Here is a 17,129-nt window from a genome sequence, read left to right on the forward strand (position 1 = left end):
ACCTCTTCTCTTCAGAAATCACATTACTTGAAAGGTACAAGCTGCCATTCGCCCGACACCATGACCAGCTCGCGGTCACAGTTCAGCGCTTCGGCAGATTCACCCAGATAGTCGATGATGACCCGCTCGCCAGCGGCGCGCAGTTCAGTCACTTTGCCTGCTGCCATAGGCAACAGGCGAGCAGCCAGCTTGATGCCCTGCACGCTGTCTTTTTGCGGCAGAATACGCACCAGATCACGCAAATCCAGGCTGAAACCGGTGGCCGGACGGGCGCGACCAAAACGGCGGCCAACGTTGTCGTAGCGGCCACCACGCGCCAGTGCCTCGGACCAGCCAGGCGCGTAGGCAGCAAACATCAGGCCGGTATGGTAGGCATCGCCACGCAGCTCGGCTAGGTCAAAGCTCAGCTGTACGCGATCCCCCACCGCAGCGGCAATGGCAGACAGCTGCATCAGCGCCAGCTCGATCTCCGGCAGCGATGGCAGGCGCGAACGCGCTTTATCCAGAATGCTGGCAGGACCATATAGCTCAGGCAACGCCAGGAAAGCACTGCGATATGGCTCGGCCACACCAGCGACCATCTCGCTGATGGTAGCCACGTCTTTGGCTTGCAGCGCGGCAAACAACTCGCGCCCCTGCTCGGCAGACAGGCCTGCGGCTGCAGCCAACCCGCGGTAAATACCGATATGCCCTACGTCCAGCCGCACCTGGTTCACGCCAACCTGCTGCAGGACGTCCAGCATCAGGCCGATGATTTCCACATCGGCCTCAATACCGGCATAGCCGTACAATTCGGCGCCTACCTGTAGCGGCTCGCGCGAGCTCATCAGGCCGGACGGACGGGCATGCACCACACTGCCGGCGTAGCACAGGCGGGTGACACCGGTACGGGCAGACAGCAGGTGTGCATCAATACGCGCCACCTGAGGCGTAATATCGGCACGCAAGCCAAGCTGACGGCCGGACAGATGGTCGTCCAGCTTGTAGGTTTTCAGGTCCAGCGTTGCATCGTCGCTAGACACCAGGGCATCGGCGTACTCCACCAGTGGCGGGAGTACCAGTTCGTAGCCGGACAGGCGAAACAGGTCCAGCATGGCCGATTTTGCGCTTTCTACCTGACGGGCAGTAGCGGGCAAAATATCGGCAATATGTTCGGGCAGCAGCCAGTTACGCATTGTTTTTTGCACACAAGAAAAGGCGGGATGCGTGATCCCGCCTTGTTTTTATCGCAACCCGGCACGTGCCGGGCTGTTGCAAGTCACACCATTTTATCAGCGTGGCTTCGGTTGCGCATTCTTGAAATACTTGAAGAATTCTGAACTTGGGTCCAGAACCATCACGTCACTCTTGTTGCGGAAGGTTTGCTTGTACGCATCCATGCTCCGCCAGAAGGCATAGAACTCCGGATTCTTGCCATAAGCATGGGCATAAATAGCCGCTGCCTTAGCGTCGCCCTCGCCCTTGATGGCCTGAGCCTTGCTATAGGCCTCAGCCAGCACAACCTCGCGCTGACGGTCAGCATCGGCACGAATACGCTCGGCCTCTGCTGCGCCTTCGCTGCGCAGCTGGTTGGCCACAGTGCGGCGCTCGGAGTTCATGCGCTCGTAAACCGAAGTGCTGATTTTATCCGGAAAATCCACACGTTTTAAGCGGACATCGAGAATTTCCATACCGATTTTCTGCGCGTCAACGTTGGCACGTTTGCGTACCAGTTCCATCACCTCGTCACGCTTGCCGGAAATCACGTCGGCGACGGTTTTCTGGCCGAACTCGGCACGCAGACCATCGTTGATAGTCTGGCGCAGGCGCTGCACCGCTACCGTCTCGTTGCCACCTACGCTCTTGTAGAATTGCTCCACATCGCGCACACGCCATTTCACAAAGCTATCCACCAGCACGTTTTTCTTCTCGCGGGTATTGAATAGCTCAGGTGCTTCCGGGTCGATGGTCTGGATACGACGATCGAAATAACGCACGTTTTGCAGCATTGGCACCTTGAACTGAATGCCAGGCTCTTTAACGACGCGCACCACTTCGCCAAACTGGAACACCATGGCGAACTGGCGCTGATCAACGGTGTACAGCGAGCCGGATGCCAGCAGCAAAGCGCCGGCGATACCCAGTACTACAGGAAAGAAACGATCCATCTTGCTATCCTTTTAGCGGCCACGAACAACGTCGCGCTCTACCGGCGGGCGTGCCATGTTCTGGTTAGGCTGGGTAGCCGGAGCGGCCACGTCGGGAGCCGGCGCTACAACCGCAGGCTTGGCCTCGGCAGCCTTATCACTGGCGGTTTGCTGCATCAGCTTGTCCAATGGCAGGTAAAGCAGGTTGCTACCGGCTTTCTGGTCTACGTACACCTTGCTGCTATTGGTCAGCACTTGCTGCATCATGTCCAGGTACAGGCGGTCACGCATCACTTTTGGTGCTTTGCCGTACTCGGCCAGCACGCTCTGGAAGCGGGCTGCATCACCCTCTGCGGTGGAAATCACACGCTGGCGGTAACCATCAGCCTCTTGCGCCAGGCGCGCTGCCAAGCCCTGGGCTTTAGGAATGACTTCGTTGGCGTAGGCTTGGCCTTCGTTACGCAGCTTTTCCTTGTCCTGACCCGCTTTTACCGCGTCGTCAAAGGCGGCAATTACCGGCTCAGGCGGCTGCACGTCGTTAATGTTCACTTTAGCGATGCGTACACCCATGCCGTAGCGATCCAGGATTTCCTGCATGATGCGCTGGGTATCCACGGCAATCTGGCCACGGCCTTCGTTCAGCACGAAGTCCACCTTGTTGCGGCCAACGACTTCGCGGATAGCCGTTTCGGCAGCCTGTTTCACCACGTCCTGAGCACCCTCCTCCAGGGTCAGGTTGTTGAACAGGAATTCACGCGCATCCTTGATGTCGTATTGCACCGAAAGCTGTACATCGATGATGTTCTGGTCTTCGGTCAACATCAGCGACTCTTCTTCGACACGGCTCTTGGCCGAGCCGCGGTAGCCGATTTCGACACTGCGTACTTCGGTAAGATTGACGATCTCTACCTGCTCGAACGGATAAGGCGCATGCCATTGCAGGCCAGAGTCGCTGATGCGGTCATAGCTACCCAGGCGCAATACGACGCCCTGCTCGCGGGCGTCCACCACGTAGAAGCCACTAGCCAGCCACAAGCCACCCAGAATAGCGGCAATGCCGACAGCACCAAACTTCATGCCGCGCTCGGAAGGCATGCCGCCATTACCGCCGCCAAAACCATTATTGTTACCCTGCTGCTGCGCAGGTTTGCCGCCCAGCAGGCGTGACAGCTTCTGGTTCAGCTGGCGAAAGATTTCTTCCAGATCCGGCGGGCCGTCGTCAGGACGCTTGCCGCGGTTATCGTCATTCTGTGCCATAGTGATCTACTTTTTCTGTGGTTTGCGAGTGAGTCGTTGCCAACGCCCGTTCGGCAATGGCTTCACGCAGGAGTTCCAGGCCCGCACCTGACAGTGCAGAAACCCGCACGCCCTCTACCGCGCCGTATTCATCGTACAGGATGGCAGGGGGCAAACCGCGCAGGTCGGTCTTGTTCCACACCATCAGCTGCGGTACGTGATCGGCACCGATTTCTTTCAGTACTTTATTAACCTCTTCTACCTGACGCTCCCGCATGGGGTTGGCCGCATCAACCACATGCAGCAGCAAATCGGCAGAGATGGTTTCTTCCAGCGTAGCGCGAAATGAGGCCACCAACGAGTGAGGCAAATCGCGGATAAACCCGACGGTATCAGACAGCACGATAGACACATCGGTATTGATAAACAGGCGACGGCTAGTGGTATCCAGCGTGGCAAACAGCTGGTCTGCCGCGTAGGCTCCCGCCTTGGTCAGGCCATTAAATAGCGTGGATTTGCCCGCGTTGGTATAGCCGACTATCGATACAGACGGCAAACCGGAGCGGTCCCGGCTACGCCTTTGCGTTTTGCGCTGTTTTTGCACGGTAGCCAGGCGGTCTTTCAGTGCCTTCACGCGCAAGCCCAGCAAGCGGCGGTCGGTTTCCAGCTGCGTCTCGCCCGGGCCACGCATGCCCACACCGCCCTTCTGGCGCTCCAAGTGCGTCCAGCCACGAACAAGACGGGTAGACATATGCGTCAGCTGCGCCAGCTCGACCTGCAGCTTGCCTTCGTGACTGCGCGCGCGCTGCGCAAAAATATCCAGGATCAGGGTGACGCGGTCTATTACCCGGCACTGCAGTACCCGCTCCAGGTTACGCTCCTGCCCCGGCCCCAGTGCGTGGTTGAAAATCACCACATTGGCATCGGTAGCCTTGACCAGCGCAGCGATTTCTTCCACCTTGCCCTTGCCGGCAAACAAGGCGGCATCCGGGCGCTGGCGCTTACCCTTGATCAGGCCGGTGACAGCGACACCAGCACCTTTTATCAGCTCCAGGCACTCGCTCACGCCGTCTTCATAATCCGCCTCGCCAAAGTCGAGACTTACCAGTACTGCTTGGTCACCAAGATCAGGACGATCAAACACGCAGGGGGACTTTCAATAAATAAGGCTGACCAGCATACGCCGGCCAGCCTTGGGGTAAGACTAGGGATTACGCGTCTTGCGAGTCCGACTTGGCACCATGGTGCTCGTGCGGGATGTTCACTGGGCGGGCAGGAACCACGGTGGAAATGGCGTGTTTGTACACCATCTGGGTAACCGTGTTTTTCAGCAGAACCACGTACTGGTCAAACGACTCGATCTGACCCTGCAGCTTGATGCCGTTTACCAGGTAGATGGATACCGGTACGTGCTCTTTACGCAGGATGTTCAGAAACGGGTCTTGTAACATTTGCCCTTTGGCGCTCATTTTTGTTCTCCGATTCGATGCAGTTTTTGTAATTCAGTACAAGCGAGCTGGTGCTAACAGTCTTTTTAGCATAAAAAATTCCAGCAGACTATTTGAACCCCTTGTGGCGCAGCAAACTTACCTTGGTACCTGTCGCTTCGACCTCAAACGGGTTGCTATTCGATTTGTATTGTACGCGCAGCGGTGTGCCTTGCAGGTGGAACGCCTTGCGGAACATGCCTTCCAGATAGCGGGTGTAGCTATCCGGAATCTTGTCCAGCGAGTTACCGTGAATCACGATAATCGGCGGGTTCATACCACCCTGGTGGGCATAACGCAGCTTGGGTCGAACCTGGCCGGCACGTGGTGGCTGCTGGCGTTCGGTAGCCAGCTGCAGAATACGTGTCAGCTTCGGCGTAGGCAGCTTGCTCATGGCAGCTTTGTACGCTTCATCAATAGATTTGAACAAGTCACCCACACCACGGCCTTGCAGCGCGGAAATATAGTGGAACTTGGCAAAATCCAGGAAGCCCAGCTTACGCAGGATATCGCGTTTGATGGTGTCTTTCTGGTGCAGTTCCAGGTCTTCCCATTTGTTTACGGCTACAACCAGTGCACGGCCAGCTTCCAGCGCAAAACCGGCGATAGTGGCGTCTTGCTCTGAAATATCCAGCTGGGCGTCCAGTACCAATACGGCTACGTTGGCGTCTTCCACAGCCTGGATAGTCTTGATGACCGAAAACTTCTCGATCGCCTCGTTCACCTTTCCGCGGCGACGCACACCTGCCGTATCGATAATGGTGTATTTGCGGCCATCGCGCTCAAAATCAATATAGATGCTGTCACGCGTGGTACCGGCCTGGTCAAAAGCGATGACGCGCTCTTCACCCAGCACGGCATTCACCAGTGTGGATTTGCCCACGTTCGGGCGGCCGATCACCACAAATTTCGGGTGATGGGTCTTTTCTTCTTCCTCGGCTTCCGGGAAGTTTTCCAGCACCAGCTCTACCAGCTCGCGCACACCGTCACCGTGCGAGGCCGAGATCGCCAGAGGCTCGCCCAGTGCCAGCTCATGGAACTCGGCAGCAGCCATGGCATTGCTCACGCCTTCGGCTTTGTTCACCGCCAGGTAGACCGGCTGGTTGGACTGGCGCAGGCGGTTGGCAATGATTTTGTCCTGCGGCGTCAGGCCCACGCGGCCATCCACCAGGAAAATGATGGCATCAGCCTCGTCTACGGCCTGCAGCGTCTGCCTGGCCATTTCGAACAGGATGCCTTCGTCCACCACCGGCTCGAAACCGCCGGTGTCCACCACCAGATAAGGTTTGCTGGCACCACGGCCATGGCCATAGTGACGGTCGCGGGTCAGGCCCGGCTGGTCTGCCACCAGGGCATCACGGCTACGGGTCAGTCGGTTGAAAAGTGTAGATTTGCCCACATTCGGGCGGCCCACCAGGGCAATAGTCGGTTTCATTGTGTACTACTTACTTCGTCAGCGCGGACAGGTTGCCATGGTTATCCAGCACATAGGCCACGTCGCCGCTTACCAGCGGGCGTGGCACGGTGCCGTTTACTTTCAGGCTACTGCGGCCAACTATACGTCCATCAAGGGATGAAAGCAGATGTGCATAGCCTTCACCATCAATTACCAGCAATTTGTCGCCCAGCGTTACCGGGGCAGAAACATTGCGGTAGCGGAAATCGTCCTGTTTCCATAGGTTGCGACCCGAGTCGGCATCAAATGCCCAGATCGCGCCATCTTCTGCCGTCACAAAGACGGTCTTGCCATCCGACACCAAGCCACGGCTGCTGCTCAGATCGCGCGCCCATAGTTGCTGGCCGCCACGCGAATCAAAGCAGGCAACGCGGCCCTGGTACGCTACGGCGCACACACGGCGGCCATCAAACATGGGCTGGCTTACCACATCAGTCACACGCTCCAGCTCGCTGGCACCACGCGCATTGGCCACTACGGACTGCCACAGCTGGTCGCCACGCTCGGCAGCATACGCTGCCACCTTGCCCGCTGCCTCGCCTACCAGCAACACGTCACTACCTTCCACCTTGATTTGCGGAGTAGTAGCGCGGACGGTAAGCGGCGGCTGAGCCTGCCATTGCGTCCAGACCTGGCGGCCGGTTTTTACGTCGAAGCCAGACACGCGGCCGTCGCCAGCACGCACAATCAATACCTGGCCGGCCACTTGCGGTGCCTCTGCCAGCAGGCTGGTGAGCGTTTGCTTCCATACCAGCTTGCCATCTGCGGCGCTTACCGCGAGCAACTCGCCACGGTCATTACCCACAAACGCCAAGCCATCCTCTACCGCCACGCCGGCTACCAACGCCTGTTTTACATCCAGTGTATGCAGGGTTTTGCCGGTTTGCGCATCCAGTTGCTGGATTTTGCCATTACTGCCGGCGACCCACAGCTTACCTTGTTCGATAAATGGGGAAAACAGGCCACGGTCGGCATCCGGCACACTGGCTTGCCACAACACTTTAGGCCCCGCAGCAGCCTGCAAAGGTTTCAGCGGCGTAGGCTGATAGGCTGCCTCTCCCTCAAACCACGATGCGCAACCACCCAACGCAGGCAATAGTGCAGCACACAGCAACAGTCGGCGCATCATGATCAGCTCCCCAGAGAGTCTAGTTTGGCCTGGATAAACTCGCGTACCGGCGCTTCCGGAGCGGATTTGGCCAGCGCAGCCTTGTAGGCTTCACGCGCACCGCCCATATCGCCACGCGCTACCAGCACGTCGGCCTTCAGGTCCAGGAACATGGCATCAAACGCGACCGGGTGCGCCATGGCCAGCTCGGCCAGGGCGGCATCGTACTGTTTTTCATCCAACAAGACGGAAGCCAGGCGCAGACGTGCAACCGCCTGCATGGTGTCGTCTTTCTCGGCATGTTCGACAACCCACTTCAGCTGGCTGCGGGCAAAACCCAGCTCTTTGCTGTCGAATGCCAGCTTGGCGGCCAACAGGGTACCGTTGGCCGCATAAGCCGATGCAGGGTACTCTTTTTGCAAGGCGGCCACGGTAGCTTTCACTTTCTCCAGCTGGCCGGCCTGCAGCTGCTGCTCCAGCTGGCCATAGACTACCGCAGCCTGTTCGGCCTGGCTCTTCTGGTAAGCATGCCAGGCTTTGTAACCGATAAAGCCCAGCGATACTGCCAGCACGGCGCCGCCAATCAGCTTGCCCCACTGCACCCAGAAGCCCTTGAGCGCGTCGATCTGTTCTTGTTCCTGCAGGTCGTAAGCCATGCGGCCCCCTTGTAATTAAGACTTGAAGCGGGAAACTGCTGCTACCACATCGGCGGCGGCCACGGTTTCCTGAGCAGCCTCGGCACGCAGTGGTTTTACCACCACCTGTGCGTTGGCTACTTCGTTTTCACCGATGATCAGCGCTACAGCGGCGCCACTGCCATCGGCCTTTTTCATTTGCGACTTGAAGCTGCCATCGCCCATGTTCTGTACAACACTGAAGCCTGCAGCACGCAGGGCTTGTGCCAGCTGCATAGCGTAAGCCGCAGCGCCTGCGCCCTGGTTCACGATAAACACGTCGGCAGCACGGCGCGCTGGCAGCAGGCCTTTTTCGGCCAGCAACAGCAAGACACGCTCCATACCCATGCCAAAGCCGATGCCTGGCGCCGGCTTGCCACCCAGCTGCTCGATCAGCCCGTCGTACCGGCCACCCGCACAGACGGTACCCTGAGCGCCCAGCTCGGTGGTAACCCACTCGAACACAGACAGGTTGTAGTAGTCCAGACCACGCACCAGGCGCGGGTTTTCCACAAACGGAATGCCCAAGGCGCTGATCATGGCCTTCCAGCCTTCGTAATGGGCGCGCGAAGTGTCACCCAGATAATCCGCCAGGCGCGGCGCGTTGTTGGCCATGTCCTGCAGTGCGGGGTTTTTGGTATCCAGCACGCGCAGCGGGTTGCTGTACAGGCGGCGCTTGCCGTCTTCGTCCAGGATATCAACGTGCTTTTCCAGGTAGGCGATCAGCGCTTCGCGGTGAGCTGCGCGCTCTTCTTTGTTGCCGAGCGAATTGATTTCCAGCTGCACGCTAGCGGCCAGACCCAAACGCTGCCACAGGTCGGCAGTCATGGCGATGATTTCAGCGTCGATGTCCGGGCCGGCCATGCCCAGTGCTTCCACACCGATCTGGTGGAACTGGCGATAGCGGCCTTTCTGCGGGCGCTCGTGGCGGTACATCGGGCCCATGTACCACAGCTTTTGCGTGGTGTTGTACAGCAGGTTGTGCTCTACCACCGCGCGCAGGGTACCGGCTGTGCCTTCCGGGCGCAGCGTCAGCGGGTCGCCGTTGAGCTTGTCTTCGAAGGAGTACATTTCCTTCTCGACGATATCGGTCACCTCGCCGATAGAGCGTACAAACAGCGGAGTCGGCTCCACGATGGGGGTACGGATGTTGGCGTAGCCGTAGTCGTGCAGCCAGCCGCGCAAAACGTTCTCAAAGTATTCCCACTGCTGCGACTCTGCCGGCAGCACATCATTCATGCCACGCACAGCCTGGATTTTCTGGGCCATTCTCATACTTTCTTTTGCTTGATCATGTGCAGCGGCGGCCAACACTGGCCACCGGCTTAAACCTGTTTGATGGGGATAGTACGCGCTACTACTTCGCGGCGCTTGGCGCCACCTACGCCGTAGCGGGTATGCACGTAGTTTTCCACGATAGCCTTGAACTCCAGCGCGATATTGTCACCCTTGAGCGTCACGTCTTTCTGGCCATCTACATACACCGGCGCTACCGGTACTTCGCCAGTACCCGGCAGGCTGATGCCGATATCCGCCAGCTTGGATTCACCCGGCCCGTTTACCACACAGCCCATCACCGCCACTTTCATGTCTTCCACGCCGGGGTATTGCAGGCGCCAGATGGGCATCTGCTCGCGCAGAAAGGTCTGGATGCTATCGGCCAGCTCCTGGAAGAAGGTACTGGTGGTGCGGCCACAGCCCGGACAGGCGGTAACCAGCGGGGTGAACGAGCGCAGACCCATGGTTTGCAGCAGCTCCTGCGCCACCACCACTTCTTTGGTGCGCGCCTCGCCTGGCTGCGGGGTCAGCGAAATACGGATGGTATCGCCAATGCCTTCCTGCAACAGCACAGCCAAGGCAGCGCTGGAGGCCACGATGCCCTTGCTGCCCATGCCGGCTTCGGTCAGACCCAGGTGCAGCGGAAACTCGCAGCGGCTACCCAGATCGCGGTACACGGTGATCAGGTCCTGCACATTGCTCACCTTGCACGACAGCAGGATCTGGTTGGCCGGCAAACCCAGCTCCATCGCCTTGTCGGCAGACTCCAGCGCCGACACGATCAGCGCCTCGCGCATCACCACGTCCAGCGCCTTGGGGCTGGCCGCATGGTTGTTCGCGTCCAGCATACGTGCCAGCAGAGCCTGATCCAGGCTACCCCAGTTCACGCCGATGCGTACCGGCTTGCCGTATTCGGCAGCGGTGCGAATCATGTAGGCAAACTTGTCGTCGCCTTTGGCGCCCTTGCCCACATTACCGGGGTTGATACGATACTTGCCCAGCGCGCGCGCGCAGTCCGGGTAGTCTTTCAGCAGGCGCTCGCCGTTAAAGTGGAAATCGCCTACCAGCGGTGCCGCGCAGCCCATATCGTCCAGACGCTGGCGGATTTCTGCCACACGCGCAGCTGCCTCCGGGCTGTTTACCGTGATGCGGACAACTTCCGAGCCGGCTTGCGCCAGCTCGAATACTTGCTGTGCCGTCGCGGCGGCATCTGCGGTATCGGTATTGGTCATCGACTGCACCATCACCGGGTGCTCGGAACCGACCATCACATGGCCTACCGCTACCTGCAGCGTTTTACGGCGTTTGATCGTTGCGTCCATCTGTTATCAGTTCAATTCCAGTTTGGCGGTAGCACCGCGCGTCTTGTCTTTCAGATCGATCGCCGCACCGTCGTAGCTCAAGGCAACCTGGGGGGCATTGCCGATCTTCAGTTTGAAGGGCGGTACACCACGCACCTCCTGGCTTTGGCCTGCACTGATCAGGCCGTACACCAATTTCTTGCCACTGGCATCCACCACCGACACCCAGCTATCACCGCTGGCCTGCAGCCGCACAGTCTTCTGGCTAGCCGGTGCCAGCGGTGCAGAAGCCTGCTTGGCGGGCTTGGGCACGGCGACCGCAGCACTAGCCGGGCTGGCACTGGCCACAGCTGAGGCAAGCGGAGCCACCGCTGCAACAACAGGCGCACTGGCTGGCTCGCTTTGCGGTGCGCTAGCCAGGGCATCGCTGGACGCCTGGTGCAGCATGGGTGCCAGCTCGCCTTGCGGCGCTTCCGGCTCGCTACTACTGCCTTGCATTTGCCAGGCAAGCACGGCGGCCACCAGTAATACAAGCACCAGCAGCCACCACGGTTTGCCACCGCGGGCAGCGTGTACCTCGGCAGCTTGCGGCGCTGGTGCGCGATCAGCAGGGCTGGAGGGATACTCCTGCTCCAGCAGCGCCATCAGCGGCGCACTGTCCAACTCCAGAAAACGGGCATAGTTGCGCACGAAGCCACGAACAAAGGTGGCACCAGGCAGGCGGGCGAAATCCCCCGTCTCCATCCATTCGAGCTGGCGCAGGGAAAGTTTCAGACGGTCGGCCACATCGTGCAGGCTCAGGCCCCGCTCTACGCGGGCATCGCGCAGCTGCTGGCCGATTTGTTGTGCAACAGAAGAGGTCATATCCTGGGCATGCTTCCTGGGATCAGGTCCCGCTCAAGAGTTGCTGGGTTTCTAGGCTATCCGGGTGGCGGCTTTTCAGCATGCCAGCCAGGCGCTGCTCGGTAGCTGCGTCTTTCTTGAGGCGCGCCAGCTTCACCCCCAGCAGTAACTCGGCCGGGCCGAAACGCTTTTCGTCCTTACCCAGCCGCTCAAAATAAAATTGCGCCAGCGGCGCATTGCCACCCTGCAAAGCCAGGCGTGTCAGCTCGCGCAGTGCCGACGCATCGTTCGGTGCGCGGCGCAGGGCCTCCAGCAGCAGCTGGTTAGCCTCGTCATTACGGTTCATTTGCCCCAGACAAATGGCCTTGTTGATCAGCGCTGTATGGGGGGCAGCAAAAAACGGGTCGGCCAGTGCCCGGTCAAATCGCGCCAGCGCTTCGTCAAAGCGGCGGCGATTACACAGGAACAAGCCGTAGTTATTGTTGACTTCCGGGTTACCCGCCTGAATGGACAAAGCCTTGCGAAAGGACGCTTCGGCCTCGCCATCCACCCGCAGCTGCATGTAGATCAGCGCACGGGCCAGGTAGCCAGCCTGGAAGGTAGGGTCTACCGCAATGGCCTGATCGGCATTTTCCAGCGCTACGCGCATATTGCCGTAGCGCATGTATTCGATAGCCAGCTGAGCACGCATCTCGGCCAGTTCGCGCGGCGGGGCTGCGGCCAACGCCATCTGGGCAGCGCATAGCGCCGCCAGCAAACCAGTCAGGATACGTGTTTTATTCATCAGCCTTTATCCTCTGCGATACGGATCCACTTTTCCTGGCGCCGCGTCTTGTCCTGCACCTGGCCGGCCAGCTGGCCACAGGCTGCGTCGATGTCATCGCCACGGGTTTTACGCACGGTCACGATAAAGCCTGCCTCTTGCAGGATTTCGCGGAATGCGCGGATAGCGTTATTGCTGGAACGATCGTAACCGGAATTCGGGAACGGGTTAAACGGAATCAGGTTGAACTTGCACGGCACATCGCGCACCAGGGCAATCAGCTCGCGTGCATGTTCCGGCCTGTCGTTCACCCCGTCAAGCATCACGTATTCAAAGGTAATGAAGTCGCGCGGTGCCTTTACCAGATAGCGCTGGCAGGCTGCCATCAGCTCTTTTAGCGGGTACTTCTTGTTCAGCGGCACGATTTCATCACGGATGCGGTCGTTGGACGCATGCAGCGATACGGCCAGCGCCACCGGACAGGCCTCTTTCAGGCGGTCCATCTGCGGCACCATGCCCGAGGTGGATACGGTAACGCGGCGGCGGCTCAAACCGTAGGCATGATCGTCCAGCATGATCTGCAACGCCGACACCACGTTATCGAAGTTGGCCAGCGGCTCGCCCATGCCCATCATCACCACGTTGGAAATCACGCGCTCGTTACGCGGCGTAACACCCATGGCCTTGTTGGCCCACCACAGCTGGCCGATGATTTCGGCGGTGCTAAGGTTGCGGTTAAAGCCCTGGCGGCCGGTAGAGCAGAAAGTGCATTCCAGCGCACAGCCCACCTGAGATGATATGCACAAGGTGCCGCGGTCATCCTCGGGGATGAATACGGTTTCCACACCATTGCCGGTGCCAACGTCCAGCAGCCACTTGCGGGTACCATCTTCGGATTCCTGCGACACCATCAAGTCCGGAATACCCACCAGCGCGGTGTCGTGCAGTTTGGCACGCAGGCTTTTGGCGATATCGGTCATGGCGTCAAAATCGGCCTCACCCATCTGGTGCATCCAGCGCATGATCTGCTTGGCACGAAACGGCTTTTCGCCCATCGCGGCAAAGTGTTCTGTCAGCTGGTTCAGGTTGAAGTCGAGCAGGTTGGTCTTCATGTGTATCTCGGATAAAGGCGGCCACCCTTGGGCAGCCGCCGGGTACAACTGGTTCCGCGTGCGGCCAGAGTTGGCCGCAAACGGCAATTAGCGTGCGGTTACTTCGGTAGCAGCAAAGAAGTAAGCGATTTCGATAGCTGCGTTTTCCAAGCTGTCGGAACCGTGAACGGCGTTAGCGTCGATGGAGTCGGCGAAGTCGGCGCGGATGGTGCCGGCGTCAGCTTTCTTCGGGTCGGTAGCGCCCATCAGTTCGCGGTTTTTCAGCATGGCGTTTTCGCCTTCCAGCACCTGGATCATCACCGGGCCGGAGATCATGAAGGACACCAGATCGTTGAAGAAAGGACGCTCTTTGTGTACAGCGTAGAAGCCTTCGGCTTCAGCGCGGGACAGCTGTTTCAGCTTGGCAGCAACGATCTTCAGACCAGCGGTTTCGAAACGGTCGTAGATTTTACCGATTACGTTCTTGGCAACAGCGTCCGGCTTGATGATGGACAGAGTGCGTTCGATAGCCATACAAATTCTCCCAGTTTGCAAGTGAAATGGTTACACTTGGCATGCGCATTTCAGGCTTGCCAGTGACCCAATTTTGAGGAACCCGGCATTTTACCAGTGTTCACCAGCGTTTGCTGCACAGAATTTAATCAGCGATGAATCCATCCTCCCCCGATCCGCGCACCACTTCTGATTCTGCAACCGCCATGACCCCAGAGCTCAAGAAACGCCTGGCCATGGCGGCAGGCCTGGTGGCCATTGCCCTGGCCGCCATCCCGGTGCTGGACAGCATGTCCGGCAAAAAACCGGAAACCACCCCCAGCAGCGTACCCGTCAGCTCAGGCCGCATCGTCAACAAAGAAGCTGCCTCCGAGCCAACACTGGTCATTGCGCAGCTACCGGAAAGCAGCGCCCCCGCCGCCGCCAGCACCCCCGCCATCGCCACGCCGTCACCGGCCACGCCAGACTTGGGCAAGACCCCTGCGGCCAACCTGGGTCAAACCAGCCCGTTGCCCGCCACCGCCGCGCCGGCCACCCCCGCCATGGCCACCGCCACCCCGGCAGCCAAAGCCAGCAGCCCCAACACCGCACCGGCCAGCAACAAAGCACCAGCACCGGCTGCCTCAGCCGCACCAACCAAGCCGACTACGCCACCCGCCGCCCCTGCCGCTGCCGCTGCCAAAGCAGCTGCGCCTGCAACGACCGCTGCACCGGTAGCAGCAACACGCAGTAGCGGCAAAACCAGCCCGGTGGGCGAGATCGAGCTGCCGCCCGCTGCGCCTGCCGTCGCGCCGGCCACCAGCAAGGGCACCATGCCAACCCTGCCGGCAGTGAAAGCCGCCCCTGGCGGCGCCTCGCTTGGCTATCAGGTACAGCTGGGCTTGTTTGCCAGCCCGGGCAACGCGGAAAAACTGCTGGATGACCTGAAAAAGCGCGGCATCAGCGCCCGCACCGAAACCCGCGTGCAACTGGGGCCGTTCAATACCCGCGCCGAGGCCGAAGAAGCCATGGCCAAGCTGAAGGCACTGGGCTATCAGCCACTGCTGGTGCCGGCAGGCGCGCACTAGCCGCCGGCCAACCGCCAAGCCAGCTGGCCAACAAAAAAGCCGCAGCATCCGCTGCGGCTTTTTACGTACCACTCCCTGCCATCAGGTCTCGCTGACCCCTTCGCCAATCTTGAAGTTATCCACCAGGTGCGGCAGCTCCAGATAGGTGCGCGACTGCATCTCGGTCAGGCGGCTGGCGGTGCGGAAGAACTCGCTGGACTGCGTGCCCTCGGTGTAAATCTGCTCCGGCTCCACGGCACACGAGGCCACCAGCTTGACACGATGGTCGTAAAACACATCGATCAGCCAGGTAAAACGCCGCGCCATAGCGGCATCGCGCGCGGCCAGCTTGGGGATATCGGACACGAACACGGTGTGGTATTCGCTGGCAATTTCCAGGTAGTCGGTTTGCGCGCGCGGGCCATCGCAAATCGCCAGAAAGTCGAACCAGATCACGCCTGGCACGTGGCGCTTCAGCGTAATCTCGCGCCCCAGCACGCTTAGCACATGCGCTTCTTCCGGCGTGGCACCGGCCAGGCGCTCGAACATGGCCTGCATTTTCTGCTCGGCCTCGGCGCCAGCAGGCACGTGAAACAAAGGCTCGCGGGTAAGCTCGCGCAGGCGATAGTCGTTGCCGCCATCCACGTTCAGCACGTCCAGATTGGCTTTGAGCAGCGCGATGGTGGGCAGGAAATTGCTGCGCATCAGGCCGTTGGGGTACAGGCTGTCCGGCGGGTAGTTGGAAGTCATCACACAGATAATGCCGTGCGCAAACAGCTCGCTGAACAGGCGGCCCAGAATCATGGCATCGGCGATGTCGCTGACATGGAACTCGTCAAAGCACAGCAGGCGCACGTCTTTGGCAATACGTGCGGCGACGGTTTTCAGCGGGTCGGCCTCATTGGACACCGTGCGCAGCTGCTTGTGGATTTCCGCCATGAAGTGGTGAAAATGCACGCGGCGCTTGCGCTCATAGGGCACGCAGCTGAAAAAAGCATCCATCAGGAAGCTCTTGCCCCGGCCTACGCCCCCCCAGAAATACAGGCCGCGCGGCACGTCCGGCTTGCGCAGGCTGCGCCCCAGAAAGCGGTTACGCTTACCCTTGAAATCGACCAGCGCTTGCCACAGGGCATCCAGACGCTCGATCGCCGCCGCCTGGGCGGCGTCATGAATAAAGCCTTCTTGCTGGCTGGCAGCCTGATACCAGGCTTGCGGGCTCATGGAACCATCGCTTGGTGGCGAAAACACGTGTTGGGACATAGTGGTATGGGTGAAGGTTGGCCGCATGCGGCCAACCTTGCGCTCAAGAAAATAGACCGGTGGAAAGATAACGGTCGCCGCGGTCGCAGACAATAGAAACAATCACGGCATTCTGCAATTGCTCGTTAAGCCGCAGCGCCACCGCCAGCGCACCACCGGACGATGGACCGGCCAGAATGCCCTCTTCGCGCGCCAGACGGCGGGCAGTATCTTCTGCCGTTTGCTGGTCTACCAGCAGCAGCTGGTCGATGCGTTCGAAGTCGCAAATCTTGGGCAAGTATTCGTCTTCCCACTTGCGGATACCGGGAATCTGGCTGCCAGGCTGCGGCTGCACGCCGATAATCTGGATAGCCGGGTTCTGCTGTTTCAGATACGTGCTGGTACCCATAATGGTGCCGGTAGTACCCATACTGGACACAAAATGCGTAACGGTACCCGCAGTATCGCGCCAGATTTCCGGGCCGGTGCCTTCGATGTGCGCCAGCGGGTTATCCGGGTTGCCAAACTGGTCCAGAATGCGGCCAACCCCGGCTGCCTGCAGGCGGCGCGCCTCGTCGATGGCGCCAGGCATCGATACTTCCTTCGGCGTCAGCACCACCTCGGCGCCGTAGGCGCGCATGGTGTCAACGCGCTCCTGGCTTGAGTTTTCCGGCATCACCAGAATCATCTTGTAGCCCATCATGGTGGCGGCCATGGCCAGCGCAATGCCGGTATTACCGCTGGTGGGCTCGATCAGCGTGTCGCCGGGGCGGATGTCGCCGCGCGCTTCGGCCTGGCGAATCATCGACAGCGCCGGGCGGTCTTTTACCGAACCGGCGGGGTTATTGCCTTCCAGCTTCACCAGCACTACGTTGCTGCTGTTGCCGGGCATGCGTTTCAGGCGCACCAGCGGGGTGTTGCCGACGAAGTCTTCCAGGTATTTGAATTCAGGCTGGGTCATGATGCTC

General features: G+C 59.7%; 17 protein-coding genes. 1 reads left to right on the top strand and 16 read right to left on the bottom strand.

Annotated features, from left to right (window positions below):
- Positions 1-23: 23 nt before the first annotated feature.
- The 14 genes from LCH97_RS07325 to ndk form a co-directional block, all read right to left on the bottom strand.
- Positions 24-1,175 carry an ATP phosphoribosyltransferase regulatory subunit gene (locus LCH97_RS07325; RefSeq protein WP_227304548.1) on the bottom strand — a complete coding sequence of 384 codons (1,152 nt, stop codon included), beginning with the start codon at positions 1,173-1,175 and terminating at the stop codon, positions 24-26.
- 96 nt (positions 1,176-1,271) lie between these two features.
- A complete protein-coding gene (gene hflC / locus LCH97_RS07330) occupies positions 1,272-2,147 on the bottom strand; it encodes a protease modulator HflC (protein WP_227304550.1) in 876 nt (291 codons plus the stop codon).
- A 12-nt stretch (positions 2,148-2,159) separates the two neighbouring features.
- Entirely contained in the window at positions 2,160-3,383 is a 1,224-nt protein-coding gene (hflK, locus tag LCH97_RS07335; protein ID WP_227304553.1) for an FtsH protease activity modulator HflK, read from the bottom strand.
- Positions 3,370-4,506 (bottom strand): GTPase HflX, encoded by a 1,137-nt coding sequence (hflX, locus tag LCH97_RS07340; protein ID WP_227304556.1) that lies wholly within the window; start codon positions 4,504-4,506, stop codon positions 3,370-3,372. Before hflX ends, hflK begins: the two co-directional genes overlap by 14 nt.
- Positions 4,507-4,573: 67 nt before the next feature.
- Positions 4,574-4,831, bottom strand: coding sequence for an RNA chaperone Hfq (gene hfq / locus LCH97_RS07345; RefSeq protein ID WP_017508502.1), 258 nt, complete (start codon positions 4,829-4,831; stop codon positions 4,574-4,576).
- 88 nt (positions 4,832-4,919) lie between these two features.
- Positions 4,920-6,284 (bottom strand): ribosome biogenesis GTPase Der, encoded by a 1,365-nt coding sequence (gene der, locus LCH97_RS07350; RefSeq protein WP_017508501.1) that lies wholly within the window; start codon positions 6,282-6,284, stop codon positions 4,920-4,922.
- A 10-nt stretch (positions 6,285-6,294) separates the two neighbouring features.
- Positions 6,295-7,434: an outer membrane protein assembly factor BamB gene (gene bamB, locus LCH97_RS07355; protein ID WP_227304559.1), complete on the bottom strand. Its 1,140-nt coding sequence runs from the start codon at positions 7,432-7,434 to the stop codon at positions 6,295-6,297.
- 2 nt (positions 7,435-7,436) lie between these two features.
- A complete protein-coding gene (locus LCH97_RS07360) occupies positions 7,437-8,069 on the bottom strand; it encodes a tetratricopeptide repeat protein (protein WP_227304562.1) in 633 nt (210 codons plus the stop codon).
- A 15-nt stretch (positions 8,070-8,084) separates the two neighbouring features.
- Entirely contained in the window at positions 8,085-9,356 is a 1,272-nt protein-coding gene (gene hisS, locus LCH97_RS07365; protein WP_227304565.1) for a histidine--tRNA ligase, read from the bottom strand.
- 56 nt (positions 9,357-9,412) lie between these two features.
- Entirely contained in the window at positions 9,413-10,687 is a 1,275-nt protein-coding gene (gene ispG, locus LCH97_RS07370; protein WP_227304568.1) for a flavodoxin-dependent (E)-4-hydroxy-3-methylbut-2-enyl-diphosphate synthase, read from the bottom strand.
- 6 nt (positions 10,688-10,693) lie between these two features.
- On the bottom strand, positions 10,694-11,530 hold the full coding sequence (locus LCH97_RS07375; protein WP_227304571.1) for a RodZ domain-containing protein: 837 nt from the start codon (positions 11,528-11,530) through the stop codon (positions 10,694-10,696).
- A gap of 22 nt (positions 11,531-11,552) precedes the next feature.
- Positions 11,553-12,293 carry a type IV pilus biogenesis/stability protein PilW gene (gene pilW, locus LCH97_RS07380; RefSeq protein WP_227304575.1) on the bottom strand — a complete coding sequence of 247 codons (741 nt, stop codon included), beginning with the start codon at positions 12,291-12,293 and terminating at the stop codon, positions 11,553-11,555.
- The gene (gene rlmN / locus LCH97_RS07385) at positions 12,293-13,384 is read right to left on the bottom strand and encodes a 23S rRNA (adenine(2503)-C(2))-methyltransferase RlmN (protein WP_147683831.1); all 1,092 of its coding nucleotides are present in this window, start codon (positions 13,382-13,384) and stop codon (positions 12,293-12,295) included. Before rlmN ends, pilW begins: the two co-directional genes overlap by 1 nt.
- Before the next feature lie 87 nt (positions 13,385-13,471).
- The gene (gene ndk / locus LCH97_RS07390; RefSeq protein ID WP_147683833.1) at positions 13,472-13,897 is read right to left on the bottom strand and encodes a nucleoside-diphosphate kinase; all 426 of its coding nucleotides are present in this window, start codon (positions 13,895-13,897) and stop codon (positions 13,472-13,474) included.
- Between the two features lie 185 nt (positions 13,898-14,082).
- On the opposite strand from ndk, the gene LCH97_RS07395 reads away from it, so the two are divergent.
- On the top strand, positions 14,083-14,943 hold the full coding sequence (locus tag LCH97_RS07395) for an SPOR domain-containing protein (RefSeq protein WP_227304578.1): 861 nt from the start codon (positions 14,083-14,085) through the stop codon (positions 14,941-14,943).
- A gap of 81 nt (positions 14,944-15,024) precedes the next feature.
- Here LCH97_RS07395 and zapE read toward each other — a convergent pair whose 3' ends face one another.
- Both zapE and cysM read right to left on the bottom strand, forming a co-directional pair.
- Positions 15,025-16,143, bottom strand: coding sequence for a cell division protein ZapE (gene zapE / locus LCH97_RS07400; protein WP_227304581.1), 1,119 nt, complete (start codon positions 16,141-16,143; stop codon positions 15,025-15,027).
- Positions 16,144-16,225: 82 nt separating this feature from the next.
- A complete protein-coding gene (cysM, locus tag LCH97_RS07405; protein ID WP_227304584.1) occupies positions 16,226-17,122 on the bottom strand; it encodes a cysteine synthase CysM in 897 nt (298 codons plus the stop codon).
- Positions 17,123-17,129: the final 7 nt, after the last annotated feature.

The sequence above is a fragment of the Vogesella sp. XCS3 genome (assembly GCF_020616155.1).
GTDB lineage: Bacteria > Pseudomonadota > Gammaproteobacteria > Burkholderiales > Chromobacteriaceae > Vogesella.